The organism is Kitasatospora sp. NPDC057500 (assembly GCF_042802195.1).
Classification (GTDB): Bacteria; Actinomycetota; Actinomycetes; order Streptomycetales; family Streptomycetaceae; genus Kitasatospora.
On record NZ_JBHVER010000199.1, the window covers coordinates 1 to 14,715 of the forward strand.

Consider the following 14,715-nt stretch of genomic DNA (forward strand, 5'->3'; position numbering starts at 1 on the left):
CCCCCGCCGTCGCCCGGCGCACCGCCACCGTCCGGCCGGCGTCCCCCACCGCGCGCCGCCGCCCCGCCCCGCCGCCGGCGCAGCCCGCCGGGCTCGGCCGTCGGCTCGCCGCCCGGATGGTCGACACCGCCGTACTGGCCGTGGTCGCCGTTGCCGCGGGCGTCCCCCTCGGCCGCTCGGTCGAGGCCCACCTCCAGCGCAAGCTCGACCAGGCCCGGATGGCCAGCCGGCTCACCCGCCGCCAGATCGACGTCTGGCTGGTCGACGGCACGGTGCTCGGCAAGGCCGCCGTGCTGCTCGGCATCCTGCTGTTCGTGGGCCTGCTCTACGAGGTCCTGCCGACCGCCCGCACCGGCCAGACCTTCGGCAAGCGGCTCGCCCGGATCCGGGTGGTCGCGGTGGCCCGGACGGCGGCGGCCGGCGCCCCGGTCCGTCCGGGGATCGGCCGCTCCCTGGTCCGCTGGCTGGTCCGGCAGGCCTCGACGCTGCTGGTGGTCGGCCTGCTCTGGCCGCTGTTCGACCGGTCGGCCCGGCGCGGCTGGCACGACCGGGCGGCCCGCACCCGGGTCGTCCGGCACTGAGGCTCCACCGCTCTCCCGTCCGTGGCCCTGTCGGACAAAACGGAGTCAATATCCCAAGTTCGTACAATGTGTGATGTTCTACTCGGGGAATGAGCACCTACGACCCCTCAGGCCCTGAGCCGGAGGGGGGCGGCAAGCCCTCCTTCGGCAAGCAGCCCCCGCAGTCGGGCGGCGGCACGCCGGAAGGTACGCCGTCGGACCCGTACGGCACCCCGTCCTCCGCCAACCCGCCGCCCGACGGCGGCCCCGGCGCGTACGGCGGCACCTACGGCGGCTCTCCCGCGGGCCCGCCCCACGGCCAGAACCCCTACGGCGGATCGCCGTACGACCAGCCCCCGCCTGGCTACGGCCCCGCCGGCCACGGCACGCCCGGCGCCGGCCCCGTCCCCGGCATGCCCCCGCTCGGCAGCTGGCCCAACCGGATCCTCGCCCGGCTGATCGACTACCTGCTGGTGCAGATCGTCGCCCTGCTCGTGGTCCTGCCGTTCGCCAGCCTCTCCGACCGCTCCGGCTCGGCCACCGCCTTCTGGCTCGCCTGCCTGCTCTACCTCGTCTACGAGGGCGTGATGCTCGGCCGGGACGGACAGACCCTCGGCAAGAAGGCCATGAAGATCCGGGTCGCCATGCTGGTCGACGGCAACTCCCCGACCCAGTCGGCCGCCTGGACCAGGGCGGCGGTCTTCGTCCTGCCCGCCCTGATCTGCTGCGCCGCGCTCTGGTGGCTCATCGACGGCCTGTTCGGCGTCTTCGACCGGCCCTACCGCCAGTGCATCCACGACAAGGCCGCGAAGACGGTGGTGGTCTCCACCGCCTGAACCGGTTCCGGGCCGGGCCCTGCCCGTGTTCACCGACCGGCGCGCGGGACGCCCCGCGCGCCGGTCGGCCGCGCCCGGGGCGCGGAGGGCGGACGCCGCACCCGGGGCCGTCGGTCCCGCTCGGTACCGTGGGCGCGACCGCACCACCGCCGCGCCCACCCAGGGGGAACCGCCGTGCCCATCCCCGCCGACTGGCCCACCACCGAGGCCCAGGCGCTCGCCGAACAGGAACGCCTGCGCCCGCTCGTCCGGGCGGCCGGCGCCATCGGCACCACCGCCGGCCCGGACGGCGACGACCGGCTGATCGCCGGTGTCGACGTCGCCTACGACGACGCCCGCGACCTCGTCGTCGCGGCCGCCGTGGTCCTCGACCGCGCCACCCTCGCCGTCGTCGAGGAGGCCACCGCCACCGGCCGCGTCGCCTTCCCCTACATCCCCGGCCTGCTCGCCTTCCGTGAACTCCCCGCCGTCCTCGACGCCCTCGCCGCGCTCACCCACCGCCCCGGCACCGTCGTCTGCGACGGCTACGGCCTCGCCCACCCGCGCCGCCTCGGCCTCGCCAGCCACCTCGGCGTCCTCACCGGCCTGCGCACCCTCGGCGTCGCCAAGACCCCGTTCACCTTCGACCACCGCGAACCGGGCCCCGCCCGCGGCGACACGGCCCCGCTCACCGACCCGGCCACCGGCGAGGAGGTCGGCCGCGCCCTGCGCACCCGGCCCGGCGTCAAACCCGTGTTCGTCTCCGTCGGCCACCGGATCGGCCTCGCCGAGGCCGTCGAGGCCACCATCCGCCTCACCCCCCGCTACCGCCTCCCCGAGACCACCCGGCACGCCGACTCGCTCTGCCGCCGTGCCCTCGGCGCCACGAGCGCTGCATCGGACGTGAACTGACGGCACACCAGGAGCGGGCCGTGTGTTAGACATGACTCACTCAGCGGAACCGTCAACTAGACACCGGCCGGACGCACGGGGGAGGCGCCGAACGTGGCAACGGGGAACGGAACGGGATCGACCGGCGGGGCGGGACGCGGCTACCGCGTCGAGGTCGAGCAGCTGCGCGCGTTCGCCGCCCAAGTGCGGCTGCTGCTCGCCGAGTTCCAGCACCACGCCGACGGCAACGCGACCCACGGCCGCAGCGGCATCGGCCGCAGCTCGCTCGGCACCTTCGCCGAGGCCAACGACCTGCACGGCCGCTACCAGACCATGCGGGACGGCCTGCGCGACGTGCTCAACCAGCTCCAGGCCGCCGTCGACGAGGCCCAGAAGAAGGCCGAACTCACCGCGACCAACTACGAGGAGCAGGAACACCGCACCAAGACCAAGCTGAAGCTCGGCGACGACGGCTGGTCCGTGGCCGACCCCTCCGCCACCAGCACCGCCGCCTACGCCCGGACCACCGCCCCGGCCCGGCACGACGACGGGAAGGGCGTCCGATGAAGTACACCGACTTCAGCAGCTACAGCCACGCCGAACTCCGCCAGATGGTCCAGGCGCTCAACCCCGGCGAGGTGATGGCCGCCGCCGACCCCTGGCGCCGCGCCGCCGACACCCTCAAGGCCATCCGCGCCACCCTCACCCGCGCCAGCACCGAGGCCGCCACCTCGTGGGAGGGCAGCACCAGCGACGCCTTCCACACCCGCATGCTCCACCTCGCCACCACCATCAACACCACCGCCTCCTACGCCAACGACGCGGCCATCACCCTCAAGGCGATCTCCGAGGCCATGGCCAAGGCCAAGCGCGACATGCCCGAGGAGCCCAGCGGCTGGGCGCAGTTCAAGGACGGCGTCGGCGACACCTTCTCCTCCCTCTTCGGCGCCGACGACGAGGACGCCCGCACGGACGTCGCCAACCAGAAGAAGGCCGAAGCCGCCACCGTCCTGCAGACCCTCGCCATGCACTACCGCACCGCCGGCCCGATGCTGAAGCCCCCACCACCCCCGGGGGCGCCGGGAAAGTCGAAGCCGGGCGGCGACAACCCGATCGACGACTACAGCGAGTCCCCGGCGGGGGATGCGGGAGCGGGCGGCTACGCGGCCGTGGGCGGCTTCCTGAGCGGTGTCGGTCTCGGAAACGGTGGTGTGGGTACGGCGCCGGTGTCTCGTCCCAGGGAAGCGTCAATTGCGGATCCTCGGACGGGTGGCACCGCACGATCAAACTCTCAGGGGGCAGGCCAGGCATTCTCGAAGGCACCGTCGGCGCCCTCCGACCCCGGCGTCAAGGGCGGGGTCCCCATGCCGCCGCCCAAAGCCACTCCGGTGAGTTTCGGCGCCGGAACCGTCGTGGACGGTGCTGCCGTTGCACCCGCGCCGTCGACGCCAGGTGGGGGCGGTACGTCGATCCTCAACTCGCCGGGGAACGGAGGAAGCCACCCCCTGCCCAGCAGCCCCGGCGCTTCGCCCATCGCTCCCCAGAGCAGTAGCGGGGGAGGGACATCTCACCCGAGTGGGATTCCGCAGGCCTTCGGGTCCCCCGACAGGCAGGCATCCGCACCGAGGGCCGGGTGGAACGGGCAATCCGGTTCGGTAGCCGGGCGTGGTGGTGACGGGGCGCCGGGCAGGGCCGGAGCCGGCCGCAGCGGCGCGTTGTTCGGCGCCGAGGGCCTGCCGGGGGCGAGCGGCGGGGGAGCCGTCGCCGCCGGTCCCACTCGGGGGAGAGGGGCCGTCGAGGGGGTGGCCGGCCGAGCCGGTGGCACGGTTGTCGGGGTCGGCGACCAGTCCGGCAAGAGCGGTGGCGGCCGGCAGGCGTTCACCGAGGGCGGTTCGGGACTGGGAGTGCGCGGCCGGATCCGGCCGGAGACCGGGACGGGCAGCCCGATGACTCAGGCCCCCATGTTCCCCTTCGGCAGCGCAGACCGAGGCAGGAAGGACGACGAGAAGAGGCGAGGGCGGCCGGACTACCTCGTTGAGGACGAGGAGACCTGGGCGTCGGACGACCCGGTCAATCCGAACGTGGTGGAATGACGCCCGGCCATTTCGGCCGGGCCGATCGATCGGTTGCCCCTCGGCTCTCCGGAGCGGGGGCGGCCTCTGAGTGGGGTGGCGGGACTTGAGAAGCTGGCGTCTGAGCCGCGGGGCGGCTGTGCTGCTGGCGGGCGGACTGCTGGTGACTGCGGGCATGGGGACCGCTCGCGCCGAGAGCGGGCAATGGCCGCTTGCCACGTATGGTGCGGAGTCCTCGATCTGGCCGGTCTCCCAGGGCGAGGGCGTCACGGTCGCCGTGATCGACAGCGGTGTGTTGAAAGACCATCAGGACCTGACGGGTCAGGTGCTGGCCGGGGCGGACTTCACTGGAGAGAACACCGACGGCAGGGTGGACACCGGTGGCCACGGGACAGGGATGGCGAGCCTCATCGCCGGCCACGGCCACGGCGCCGGCACCGGCATCATGGGTCTGGCACCAAAGGCCAAGATCCTCCCGATCCGGATCCCGTTCGGGGAAGACCGGCCCTCGTCCCAGTCACAGGTCGCGAAGGCGATCCGCTACGCAGTTGACCACGGCGCGAAGGTCGTCAACATGTCCTTCAGCGGTCGCTCCGGTGAGGATCCCGATGAGCGTGCGGCGGTCAAGTACGCGCTGGGAAAGGATGTGGTCCTAGTCGCAGGTACGGGCAACGACGGCGACAAAGGCGGGCCCGTCGAGTATCCGGCGGCCTTCCCCGGGGTAGTGGCGGTCGGCGCGGTGGACCGGAACGGGCTGATCTGGAGCAAATCAAGTTCCGGTCCCGAGACCACCCTGGTGGCGCCGGGTGCGGAGATTCCCCGGGCGGGTGCCAAGTCGACGAGTTCGCACGGCATCGCCAACGGCACCTCCGACGCCACCGCCTACGTCTCCGCCACCGCCGCGTTGATCCGGGCGAAGTACCCGGAGCTCTCCGCCGGGCAGGTCATCAACCGGATGATCAAGTCCGCCACGCCGCCCTCCGACGGGTCGGCGGTGCCGAGTGAGCGGTACGGGTACGGGGTGTTGTCGCCGGCGAAGGCCCTGGAGGCGAATCCGGCGGTGGACGGGGGGCCGCGGGAGAATCCGTTGGCCGGGCGGGCGGAGGCGCAGGGGGGTGTGAGCCCGACGCCGGTGCCGACCGAGGAGGAGGACTGGGGGTCGCCGGTGGCGGTGCCGCCGGCGAGTGGGCCGAACCGCGGCGTCCAGTGGGTGCTGGCGGGGACCGCGGTGGTCGCGGTGGTGGTGCTGGTGGGCGTCGTGGTGACGGTGCTGCTGGTGGTGCGCGGGAGGCGCCGGCGTGAGCGGGCCGCCGCCGCTGCCGCTGCGGCGTACCAGGGGTATCCGCAGCAGCAGTGGCCGCCCTCTCAGGGGTGAGCGGCGAGCCACTCGGGGCGCAGGGCGGCCATCTGGAGGACGTCGTGGTACTCGCCGGCCCAGTGGTGGGCCTGGCGGGCGCGGCCCTCGTGGACGAAGCCGGCCTTCTCGTAGGCGCGGGCGGCGCGGGGGTTGTAGGCGTAGACCTCCAGTTGGACGCGGTGGAGGCGGACCGTCTCGAAAGCGTGGCGCAGCAGCAGGACGGTGGCCTCGGTGCCGATGCCGCGGCCGGTGCTGCCGGGGGTGAGGGCGATCCGGTAGTGGGCGGAGGCGTTGTCGGGGTCGACGTCGTTGAGCGCGAGTTCGCCGAGGAAGCCGCCGGTGGCGCGGTCCTCGACGGCGAGGTCGAGCCGGTCGGGCTGCTCGGGGCGGGTGGTGCACCAGTCGCGGATCTCGTCCTCGGTGAAGGTCCGCCGGGTGCCGGTGAGGCGGTTGGTCTCCTCGTCGTCGGTGAACCGCCACATGGGGTCGGCGTGCCGGGCGCAGAGCGGGACGAGGGTGACGGTGGTGCCGGGCAGGGTCGGCTTGAGGGCGAGCGCGCCGGGGTCGAAGGCGGCGTGAGGACCAGGGGCGGAGGTCGGCATGCCCGTCAGGATGGACCGGAGCGCTCCGTTCCCGCCAGCGATTTCGCCCACCGTGCGGATCACTCGGCGACGGCGATCTGCTCCCGGTGACGGGTGGCCGGGCCGGCGAGCTGGTCGGTGACGGCGGCGGCGAGGTCGGCCTGGGCGATCCGCGCGCCGAGGACCTGTGGACCGCCCGTGCGGTAGCGGCCGGTGCCGGGGGCGGTGCGGTCGAGGTCCAGGGGCGGGGTGACGACGACCCAGTCAAGGGTGGCGGGGGAGTCCCGGAGGAGGTCGAGGGCGGCGGCGTGGCCGAGCGAGAAGGCGCGGTACGCCTCGGGGAAGGCGGGGTCGTCGTGGACGGCGACGCCGGGGGCGGTCTCCAGGGTGGTGGCGATACCGACGTGGACGAGCCGCCGCACGTCGGCGGTGCCGAGGCCGGCGACCAGCGCGCGGACGGCGGCGGGGTAGAAGTCGACGGCGGGGACGTCGGGCGCGTAGACGGTGCTGACGGCGGCGGCGTGCCCGTGGGCGGCGCCGGCGACGGCGGCGGGGTCGGTGACGTCGCAGCGGACCACGGTGGTCCCGGGGCCGGTCAGGTCGGCGTGCCGTTCGGGGGCGCGGACGGCGGCGGTGACGGTCAGGCCGCGTCGGCGGGCTTCGGCGATCACGGCGCGGCCGACCTGGCCGCCGGCGCCGAACACGATCACATCGGTGGGGGTGGTGGGGTGCACGGGGGTCTCCGTCCGTTCGTCGGGCGCGACAGCAGGGCAGGGCGGGCGCGTTCGTCGCCGCCCGCCGTGTGGCCACGACGGTAGAACGGGGGGTGCCGGTTACTTCAACGGTACCGGGGCGCACGCCCGTTCGGTTACCGTCGGGTGCATGACTCGGACCGTGCCCGCGCCGCTGCCGTCGGACTTCTTCGACCCGGACTGCTCGGTGCAGCGGCTTCCCGTGCTGGGCGGCAGGAAGTGGGCGTGGAAGATCGTGCGCTGCCTGGAGGAGGGCCCGCGCCGGTTCTCGGAGCTGCGGGTGCCGCTGGTGGGGATCACGGCGAAGGTGTTGGCCGAGTCGCTGCGGTCGATGGAGCAGGACGGCGTTGTCAGTCGAACGGAGTACGCGGAGAACCCCCCGAGGGTGGAGTACGCGTTGACGCCGCTCGGGCGGACGCTGCTGGGGCCGATGGACGCGGTGTGCGACTGGAGCCGGGCCAACCTGGCCGACCTGCTCGCCGCCCGCCGGGCTGCCGAGGATGCCGAGGGTGGCAGGAATTCGGTGGCCGCTGGCGGCGGCGCCGCTGGTGGGAGGGGTGGGGGCGCGGCCATTCTGGGCGCATGAGCACTTCCGAACACAGCGGCGGTACGGCCGGCGAGGACGCGATCGTTCCCGACACCAAGGACTGGACGTGGGTGCTGGAGCGCCCCTGCGCGGACTGCGGGCTGGATGCCGGCGCGGTCGGGCGGGAGGACGTGGCGGGCATGATCCGGGCCAACGCGGCGGCCTGGGAGGGGGTGCTGGCCGGGGAGCCGGAGGCGCTGCGCCGTCGGCCGCGTCCGGAGATCTGGTCGGACCTCGAGTACGCGTGCCACGTCAGGGACGTGTTCCGGCTGTTCGACGTCCGGCTGAAGCTGATGCTGGACCAGGACGACCCGCTGTTCGCCAACTGGGACCAGGACGGGACGGCCGTCGCCGAGCGGTACGGCGAGCAGCGGCCGGCCGTGGTGGCGGGGGAGCTGGTGCGGGCGGCGGAGGTGCTGGCTGCGGCGTTCGAGGGGGTGTCGGACGCGCAGTGGGGCCGCACCGGCAATCGCAGCGACGGGGCGCGCTTCACGGTGGAGTCGTTCTCCCGCTACCTGGTCCACGATCCGGTCCACCACCTGTACGACGTCACGGGTGAGCGGGTCTGAGGCCCGGGGTTCACCAGCCGGAGGCCTCGCGCAGCATGGTGCGGCGCAGCCGCCCGGCCACGCTGGCGGTGTCGGTGCCGATGACGTCGGCGATCTCCGGGGCGGCGAGGCCGACGACGTAGTGCAGGATGGCGAGGTCGTCGTCGGCGGGCCGGCCGGGACGGTCCTGGGGGTCGGGACGCTCCTGGGCGCCGGGGCGGTCGGAGGACGGGCCGCTGTGCCGGGTGTGGTCGCCGACGGTGTCGCGCAGGATCTGCCAGGCGTGTGCGGTGGGGTTGGAGCTTCCCAGCAACTCGCGCCACTGGACGGCGATTTCCGCGAAGGCCTGTTGGACGGCGCCGGCCGCGCGGTCCGGGTCGGGCAGCCAGACCCGGGCATAGCTGAGGTACCGCGGTCGGTGCAGCTCGCAGAACGCCGCGAACTCCAGCGGTACGGCGGGTTCGCCGGGCCCCGGGGGTGGCTCGGCGGTGCTGTCATGACGTTGGGTCATCTCGGCTTCTCGGCAAGTGAGATGGGCTTCTGACGGTCGATCATCTGTGCTCACTCTACGGTAGGCGCTCGGTGCGCTGGGTTACCAATCGGCTGGATTGCCCGGAAGGCGCCGCCGCGCGGCCGGTTCCGGCGGTGGCCGGGTGGGGATCGGCGGGCGGTGCGGCGGTGGCGGACGGGCGGGGAGTGGTGCGCAGTGGTGTCAGAGGCGTGGGTGCGGAGCTTCGTGGCCGGTCAGCGGGGTGACACGGCCGGTGGCGGCGGCCGGCCGGCACGCCACCGCAGAGGGTGTGATGTGCCACCGTAGGCGGTCCGGCGGTTCTCGTCCACGCCTGCGGCGCGAAGCCGCGCCCGCACCACCGGTCGCACCACCGTCCGCGCGCCGGACGGGTCGCGGTGGACCGTTCCGGGCTGCGGCGATGCCCCGGGCGGGGCCCGTCGCGGCGCCCTCGGCGAGGGGGTCGAGTGATGGGCCGGCCCCGTCGCACGCATCCCGCGTGCCCGGCCCTTCGACGGTGGATCGCCGTGTACGAGCTGAAGGTTGACGAACAGTCAGGAGGTGCCGCGGTGGCCCTCCGGCGAGGCGACCCGGTCGTCCGGCGCGGTGGCCCGGGCGAGTTGGGCGGGGAACGCCTCGACCACCCGCCGGCGGGCGAGCCGTGCGGCCGCCGCAGCCGCGGCCCCGGCGGCCCCGGCCGCCTCCGTGGCGGCCGTCAGCCGCTCCCGCTGGTGCTCCCGCCCCCGGGTGTCGGCCCCGGGCTCCGCGGTCGCGTGTTCCACGCCCGCGCGCCCGCCGTCCTGTCGGCTCGCCGGGATCGCCGGGGCCGAGGGGAGCGGCGGGACCGATGGGACGGACGGGGCCGTCCGGGCCTGCTGGATCTCCTGGTTCTGCTGGGCCTGTTGGGTCTCCTGTTCCTCGCGGGCCGAGTCGCGGGCCGAGTCGCGGGCCGGGTCGTCGGCCGAGTCGTGGGCGCTTTCGTGGACGGCCTCGCGCGCGGCCTTGGCGGCGGACCGCACGCGGGCCGCCTCGGAGCCCCGCCGGGCCCGGCCGTGGGCGGTGCGCGCCGCGTGCTCCTCGGCCGCCTGTCTAGCCGCCAGGTACGCCTGGACGGCGGCCATCCCGTAGACGGGCTGGATCAGCTGGTGGCCCTTGAAGAAGGGGCGGGCGGGGGCGAACCCGGCGGCGACCACCAGGTCGCGGATCTCTGCTATCTCCGCCTCGCTGCGTGCGGTGAAGCGGACCTCCCAACCCTTCTTGTAGGTATGGCCCTGTGCGCCGCTGCGGCGGGCCGGGTCCGGCCGGCGGACGTATCCGGGCAGGCGTCCGAGGCGGAGCTGGGCCGCCCGGAGGCCGGCGGTCTCGTCACGTGACATGTACTAAGGGTAGGCAATCCGGCGGGCTGGAGTGACGTCCGGAGGTGACTTCGCCGTATGTGCTTGATCACGCAGGGTCAGAGGGCCTGGTGGCTGATCGAGGATGATCAAGTATGACAACCATCTGATCACCCATTCCTCCGAATGGGTGAGGGTATGAGGACTTTAGTGCGGCCTGGTCCCGGTTTCACGACGGTTGGGTAACAGTGCGTCAGGCGGCCGCGACCGGCTCCGGGGCGTTGGGGATGGTGTCGGCATGAGCTACCGGATTCCCATGCCGCCGCCGTCCCTGGAGGAACTGGCGCGCCGTCAGCAGAACGTCCTCACCGCCGGCCAGCTGCGCGCCCGGGGTGTGCCGGCCCGGATCATCAGCGAGCACTGCCGCCGCGGCGGCCCCTGGCAGCGGCTGCTGCCCCGGGTCTACCTGCTGCAGTCCGGCGACCCCTCGCCGGAGCAGCGGATGTGGGCGGCGCTGCTGTACGCGGCGCAGAACGGCCGAGAGGAGGGCGGCCGCGCGGGGGCGGTGATCACCGGCACGGCCGCGCTCGCGCTGTACGGCTTCGCCGCGGTGCCCCGGCTGCCCGCCGTCACCGGGGTGGACGTGCTGGTGCCCCGCCAGCGGCGGCTGAAGGACGCCGGCGAGGTGCGGATCAGGCGCACCGAACGGGAGTTGGTGGCGCACTCGGTGCACGGGCTGGCCTGTGCACCGGCGGCCAGGGCGGTGGCCGACGCGCTGCGCGAGTGGACGTCCGGCGACCCGGCGTGCGGGGGAGCGGGCGGGGCGGCGCCGGTGCGCGAGGTGCTCTGCGAGGCCGTCCGCCGCCCCGAGCTGCGCTGTTCGGTGCGGGAGCTGGCCGCGGAGCTGGCCGAGTCGGGACTGGTCGCCGACCTCCGGGTGCGGGCCGTGCTGGACGGCCTGCTGGCGGCCGAGCGGGACCGGACGCTGGAGCGGGTCGGCGAGCTGGTGGACGAGTGGCTGCTGCCCGTCCCGCTGGCCGGCCCGGAGCTGCGGATGCGCGGCGGCACCTATGTGGCCGTGCCGGACCTCTACTGGCCGGAGGCGGGCGTCGCGGTCGAGGTCGACTCGGAGCTGCGCTGCGCCAGCGAGGGCGAGGCGGCCTGGGTGCGCGGCGGCCAGCACCGGATGGAGTACCTGGGGGTGCGGGTGGTGTACGTCTGCGGCACCCGGCTGGACGCGGACGCGGACGCGGTCGGCGCCGAGCTGCGGGAGGCGTTCCGGCTCGGCGGGACCGACGTGGTGGAGCTGACGGTCGGCGGGCACTGAACGGGCCCGCGGCCGCGACCGCCGCCGCGCGGGCTCAGCCCCCGACGACCGGCGTGCCGACCAGCTCCACCCCGGCCGCCCGCAGCTCGTCCAGCGCCGCGGCGGTGGTCGGCGCGGCCACCCCGGCGGTCAGGTCGAGCAGCACCCGGGTGGTGAACCCGGCCCGCACCGCGTCCAGCGCGGTGGCCTTGACGCAGTGGTCGGTGGCGATGCCGACCACGTCGACCTCGGTGACCTGCCGCTCGCGCAGCCACTGCGCCGGTCCCCGGTCGTTCTCGTCCACGCCCTCGAAGCCGCTGTACGCCGCCGCGTAGGCGCCCTTGTCGAAGACCGCCTCGATCGCGCCGGAGGTGACGGACGGGGCGAAGTTGGGGTGGAAGCCGACGCCCTCGGTGCCCGCGACGCAGTGCACCGGCCAGCTGTGCACGTAGTCGGGCTGCTCGGAGAAGTGGTCGCCCGGGTCGATGTGGTTGTCGCGGGTGGCGAGGATGTGCCGGTAGCCGGGCGCGGACTCGGCGATGAGGTCGGTGATCGCGGCGGCCACCTCGGCCCCGCCGGCGACGGCCAGGCTGCCGCCCTCGCAGAAGTCGTTCTGCACGTCGACGACGATCAGTGCCCGGTGCATGGCTGGAATTCCTCGGTCTGGTGGGGTCCTGCGGAGGACGGGGGAGGGGGACGTGAGGGGGCCTCACGGTCCGTACGGGGGGAACTCTACGGTCGACTGTAGGCAGTGGCATCCGGGGGCGGAAGGCCCGGGGTGCGCCCGGCCGTTCCCCCGTCCGCGAACGGTTCCGCGGTCCGTCGGCGGACCGTTCACGAACGGCCGCGGCCCGCGCGGCGCCGTCACACGTGCAGCTCGGTCGCCAGTACCGGGTCGCCCTTGGAGAGCTGGGTGGCCGACAGCGGCAGCGCCGCCCGGGCCCGGACGTGCCGCTCGCGCGCGGCCTCCAGCGGCTCCCGGCCGACCACCTCGCCGGACTTGACCAGCGGTACCTGCACCAGGTGCGGTGCCAGGGCGTCCGGGACCGGCCCGGTGCCGACGACCTCGGCCTCGGCGACGCCGTCCGCGTCCGGCCGCCGGGCCGCCCACTTGCGCCCGCCGATGCTGGTCTTGCCGCCGGCCGCGCGCTTGGCGACCGGGACCATCGGGCCGTCGGGTCCGGCGGCGCGGGCGACCAGCTTGTAGACCATCGCGCAGGTCGGCTGGCCGCTGCCGGTGACCAGGCTGGTGCCGACGCCGTAGCCGTCCACCGGGGCGGCGGCGAGCGCGGCGATCGCGTACTCGTCGAGGTCGGAGGTGACGATGATCCTGGTCCCGGTGGCGCCGAGTTCGTCGAGCTGGCGGCGGACCCGGTGGGCGAGCAGGGTGAGGTCGCCGGAGTCGATCCGGACGGCGCCCAGTTCGGGGCCGGCCACCTCGACGGCGGTCTGCACGGCCTCGCGCAGGTCGAAGGTGTCGACCAGCAGGGTGGTGCCCCGGCCCATCGAGTCGATCTGGGCCCGGAAGGCGTCCCGCTCGCTGTCGTGGACGAGGGTGAAGGCGTGCGCGGCGGTCCCGGTGGTGGGGATGCCGTAGGCGAAGCCCGCCTCCAGGTCGGAGGTGGCGGCGAAGCCGGCCACGTACGCGGCGCGGGCGGCGGCGACGGCGGCCCGCTCGTGCGCCCGCCGGGCGCCCATCTCGATCACCGGGCGGCCGCCGGCGGCGGAGGTCATCCGGGAGGCCGCGGCGGCGATCGCCGAGTCGTAGTTGAGGATCGAGAGGATCACCGTCTCCAGGATCACCGCCTCGGCGAAGCTGCCCTCGACGGTGAGCAGCGGCGAGCCGGGGAAGTAGACCTCGCCCTCGGGGTAGCCGTGGATGTCGCCGGTGAACCGGTAGTCGGCGAGGAAGCGCAGGGTCTCCTCGTCGACCACGCGCTGGTCGGCGAGCCAGCCGAGCTGGGCGGAGGTGAAGCGGAAGTTCTCCACCGCGTCCAGGACCCGGCCGGTGCCGGCCAGCACGCCGTAGCGCCGTCCGGCGGGCAGCCGGCGGGTGAACACCTCGAAGACGGAGCGGCGGTGCGCCGCCCCGCTGCGCAGGGCGGCCTGCAGCATGGTGAGCTCGTAGCGGTCGGTGAGCAGCGCGGTCGAGCCGGCCGCGGGCACGGAAGTGGCGTCCATGAGGATGATGCTACTACCCCTTAGCGTCAATGTGACGATTTCTCGGTCCGGTGATCCGCCGCGCGCGTCGCCGGGGCGGGGGCGGAATCGCCCGCGGGTCCCCCGGATGGCAGCATGGGGCTGGAGGGGCACGTGGAGGTCACGTGACGGCCGGGTGGGAGCCACCCGGAACCGAACTGAGCGGCAGGAGGGATCCGGCGGTGAGTGTCGCGCCCGTGGAGATCGAGCGCCCGGAGGTCGAGGGCGTACCGGTGACGGAGCCGGACACCCCGTGGGTCACCATCGTCCACAACGATCCGGTCAATCTGATGAGCTACGTCCAGTACGTCTTCCAGGCCTACTTCGGCTATCCGAAGGAGAAGGCCAGGAAGCTGATGATGGAGGTGCACACCAAGGGCCGGGCGGTGGTCTCCAGCGGCTCGCGCGAGGAGATGGAGCGCGACGTGCAGGCGATGCACGGCTACGGCCTCTGGGCGACCCTGCAGCACGACTGACCACGACCGGCCGTACGCGCGGCCGCGGACCACTGGAACCGACGAGGACGGGCTGACCGATACCGATGGCTGGGTTGTTCGAGAGTGCCGGCAGCGGGGGCGCGGTGCTCGCGCTGGACGAGCTGGAGGCCTCCATCCTGCGCTCGCTGGAAGTGCAGATGCTGGAACTGATCGGCCCCGGCCCGGGCGGGGACGGATCCGGCGACCCGCTGGCGGCGCTGTTCGCCGAGGGACCGACCGAGGCGCCCGAGGACCCGGCACTGGCCCGGCTCTTCCCGGACGCCTACGGGGACCCCGACGGGCCGGCCGACGCCGCGTCCCGGGAGGCCTCCGGGGAGTTCCGCCGCTACACCGAACTGGACCTGCGGGCGCGCAAGCGCGAGGACGCGCTGCACGTCGTGCGGGCGCTGGACGGCCTGGGCGGCGAGGGCGGCCAGGTCGACCTGGACCCCGCCGCGTGCCGTTGCTGGCTGGGCGCGCTCAACGACCTGCGGCTGACCCTGGGCGTGCGCCTGGAGGTCGACGAGGACGACGATCAGGGCCTCTACGACCTGCCGGACACCGACGACCGCAAGCCGCTGGTGATGGCCTACCTGTGGCTCGGCGCCCTCCAGGAGTCGCTGCTGGAGGCGCTCACCGACTGAGGGTCCCGTTCGGGGCAGGCCCCGGCCGCTCGTCCGCATGGTGGACGAGCGGCCGGGGCTTGTCCGTCCAAAACGGGCGAAACCCC

17 protein-coding genes are annotated in these 14,715 nt (G+C 74.2%); 11 read left to right on the forward strand and 6 right to left on the reverse strand.

What is annotated here, in order from left to right:
• The 6 genes from ACFU74_RS30330 to mycP form a co-directional block, all read left to right on the forward strand.
• Window positions 1-581: RDD family protein (locus tag ACFU74_RS30330; RefSeq protein WP_380762451.1), on the forward strand; the 581-nt coding region annotated here is incomplete at its 5' end.
• An 89-nt stretch (window positions 582-670) separates the two neighbouring features.
• Window positions 671-1,396 (forward strand): RDD family protein, encoded by a 726-nt coding sequence (locus tag ACFU74_RS30335; RefSeq protein WP_380762453.1) that lies wholly within the window; start codon window positions 671-673, stop codon window positions 1,394-1,396.
• Window positions 1,397-1,570: 174 nt separating this feature from the next.
• Window positions 1,571-2,287, forward strand: coding sequence for an endonuclease V (locus ACFU74_RS30340; RefSeq protein WP_380762455.1), 717 nt, complete (start codon window positions 1,571-1,573; stop codon window positions 2,285-2,287).
• 93 nt (window positions 2,288-2,380) lie between these two features.
• Window positions 2,381-2,833, forward strand: coding sequence for a hypothetical protein (locus ACFU74_RS30345; protein WP_380762457.1), 453 nt, complete (start codon window positions 2,381-2,383; stop codon window positions 2,831-2,833).
• Window positions 2,830-4,359: a hypothetical protein gene (locus tag ACFU74_RS30350; protein WP_380762458.1), complete on the forward strand. Its 1,530-nt coding sequence runs from the start codon at window positions 2,830-2,832 to the stop codon at window positions 4,357-4,359. Before ACFU74_RS30345 ends, ACFU74_RS30350 begins: the two co-directional genes overlap by 4 nt.
• Before the next feature lie 118 nt (window positions 4,360-4,477).
• Complete coding sequence (gene mycP / locus ACFU74_RS30355) at window positions 4,478-5,713, forward strand: type VII secretion-associated serine protease mycosin (protein WP_380762460.1); 1,236 nt, start codon at window positions 4,478-4,480, stop codon at window positions 5,711-5,713.
• On the opposite strand, the gene ACFU74_RS30360 is transcribed toward mycP, so the two are convergent.
• Both ACFU74_RS30360 and ACFU74_RS30365 read right to left on the reverse strand, forming a co-directional pair.
• A complete protein-coding gene (locus ACFU74_RS30360) occupies window positions 5,704-6,297 on the reverse strand; it encodes a GNAT family N-acetyltransferase (RefSeq protein WP_380762462.1) in 594 nt (197 codons plus the stop codon). The two genes, mycP and ACFU74_RS30360, sit on opposite strands and share 10 nt — an antisense overlap.
• A 59-nt stretch (window positions 6,298-6,356) precedes the next feature.
• On the reverse strand, window positions 6,357-7,010 hold the full coding sequence (locus ACFU74_RS30365) for an NAD(P)-dependent oxidoreductase (protein ID WP_380762464.1): 654 nt from the start codon (window positions 7,008-7,010) through the stop codon (window positions 6,357-6,359).
• Window positions 7,011-7,158: 148 nt separating this feature from the next.
• Between ACFU74_RS30365 and ACFU74_RS30370 the strand changes: the two genes are divergently transcribed.
• Together ACFU74_RS30370 and ACFU74_RS30375 are read left to right on the forward strand one after the other, a co-directional pair.
• A complete protein-coding gene (locus tag ACFU74_RS30370) occupies window positions 7,159-7,614 on the forward strand; it encodes a winged helix-turn-helix transcriptional regulator (protein ID WP_380762466.1) in 456 nt (151 codons plus the stop codon).
• A complete protein-coding gene (locus ACFU74_RS30375; protein WP_380762468.1) occupies window positions 7,611-8,183 on the forward strand; it encodes a DinB family protein in 573 nt (190 codons plus the stop codon). The genes ACFU74_RS30370 and ACFU74_RS30375 overlap by 4 nt, the downstream gene beginning before the upstream one ends.
• Window positions 8,184-8,193: 10 nt before the next feature.
• Here the strand turns inward: ACFU74_RS30375 and ACFU74_RS30380 are convergent, their stop codons facing one another.
• Window positions 8,194-8,673, reverse strand: coding sequence for an RNA polymerase sigma factor (locus tag ACFU74_RS30380; RefSeq protein ID WP_380762470.1), 480 nt, complete (start codon window positions 8,671-8,673; stop codon window positions 8,194-8,196).
• A 551-nt stretch (window positions 8,674-9,224) separates the two neighbouring features.
• Window positions 9,225-10,046, reverse strand: coding sequence for a hypothetical protein (locus tag ACFU74_RS30385; protein WP_380762472.1), 822 nt, complete (start codon window positions 10,044-10,046; stop codon window positions 9,225-9,227).
• A 256-nt stretch (window positions 10,047-10,302) separates the two neighbouring features.
• Between ACFU74_RS30385 and ACFU74_RS30390 the strand changes: the two genes are divergently transcribed.
• A complete protein-coding gene (locus ACFU74_RS30390; protein ID WP_380762474.1) occupies window positions 10,303-11,331 on the forward strand; it encodes a hypothetical protein in 1,029 nt (342 codons plus the stop codon).
• A 34-nt stretch (window positions 11,332-11,365) separates the two neighbouring features.
• Here the strand turns inward: ACFU74_RS30390 and ACFU74_RS30395 are convergent, their stop codons facing one another.
• On the reverse strand, window positions 11,366-11,956 hold the full coding sequence (locus ACFU74_RS30395) for an isochorismatase family protein (protein ID WP_380762476.1): 591 nt from the start codon (window positions 11,954-11,956) through the stop codon (window positions 11,366-11,368).
• 218 nt (window positions 11,957-12,174) lie between these two features.
• A complete protein-coding gene (locus tag ACFU74_RS30400) occupies window positions 12,175-13,491 on the reverse strand; it encodes a nicotinate phosphoribosyltransferase (protein WP_380762478.1) in 1,317 nt (438 codons plus the stop codon).
• 200 nt (window positions 13,492-13,691) lie between these two features.
• On the opposite strand from ACFU74_RS30400, the gene clpS reads away from it, so the two are divergent.
• Together clpS and ACFU74_RS30410 are read left to right on the forward strand one after the other, a co-directional pair.
• Window positions 13,692-13,985, forward strand: coding sequence for an ATP-dependent Clp protease adapter ClpS (gene clpS / locus ACFU74_RS30405; protein ID WP_350544761.1), 294 nt, complete (start codon window positions 13,692-13,694; stop codon window positions 13,983-13,985).
• A 65-nt stretch (window positions 13,986-14,050) separates the two neighbouring features.
• Window positions 14,051-14,629, forward strand: a complete 579-nt coding sequence (locus ACFU74_RS30410) for a DUF2017 domain-containing protein (protein ID WP_380762480.1) — start codon at window positions 14,051-14,053, stop codon at window positions 14,627-14,629.
• Window positions 14,630-14,715: the final 86 nt, after the last annotated feature.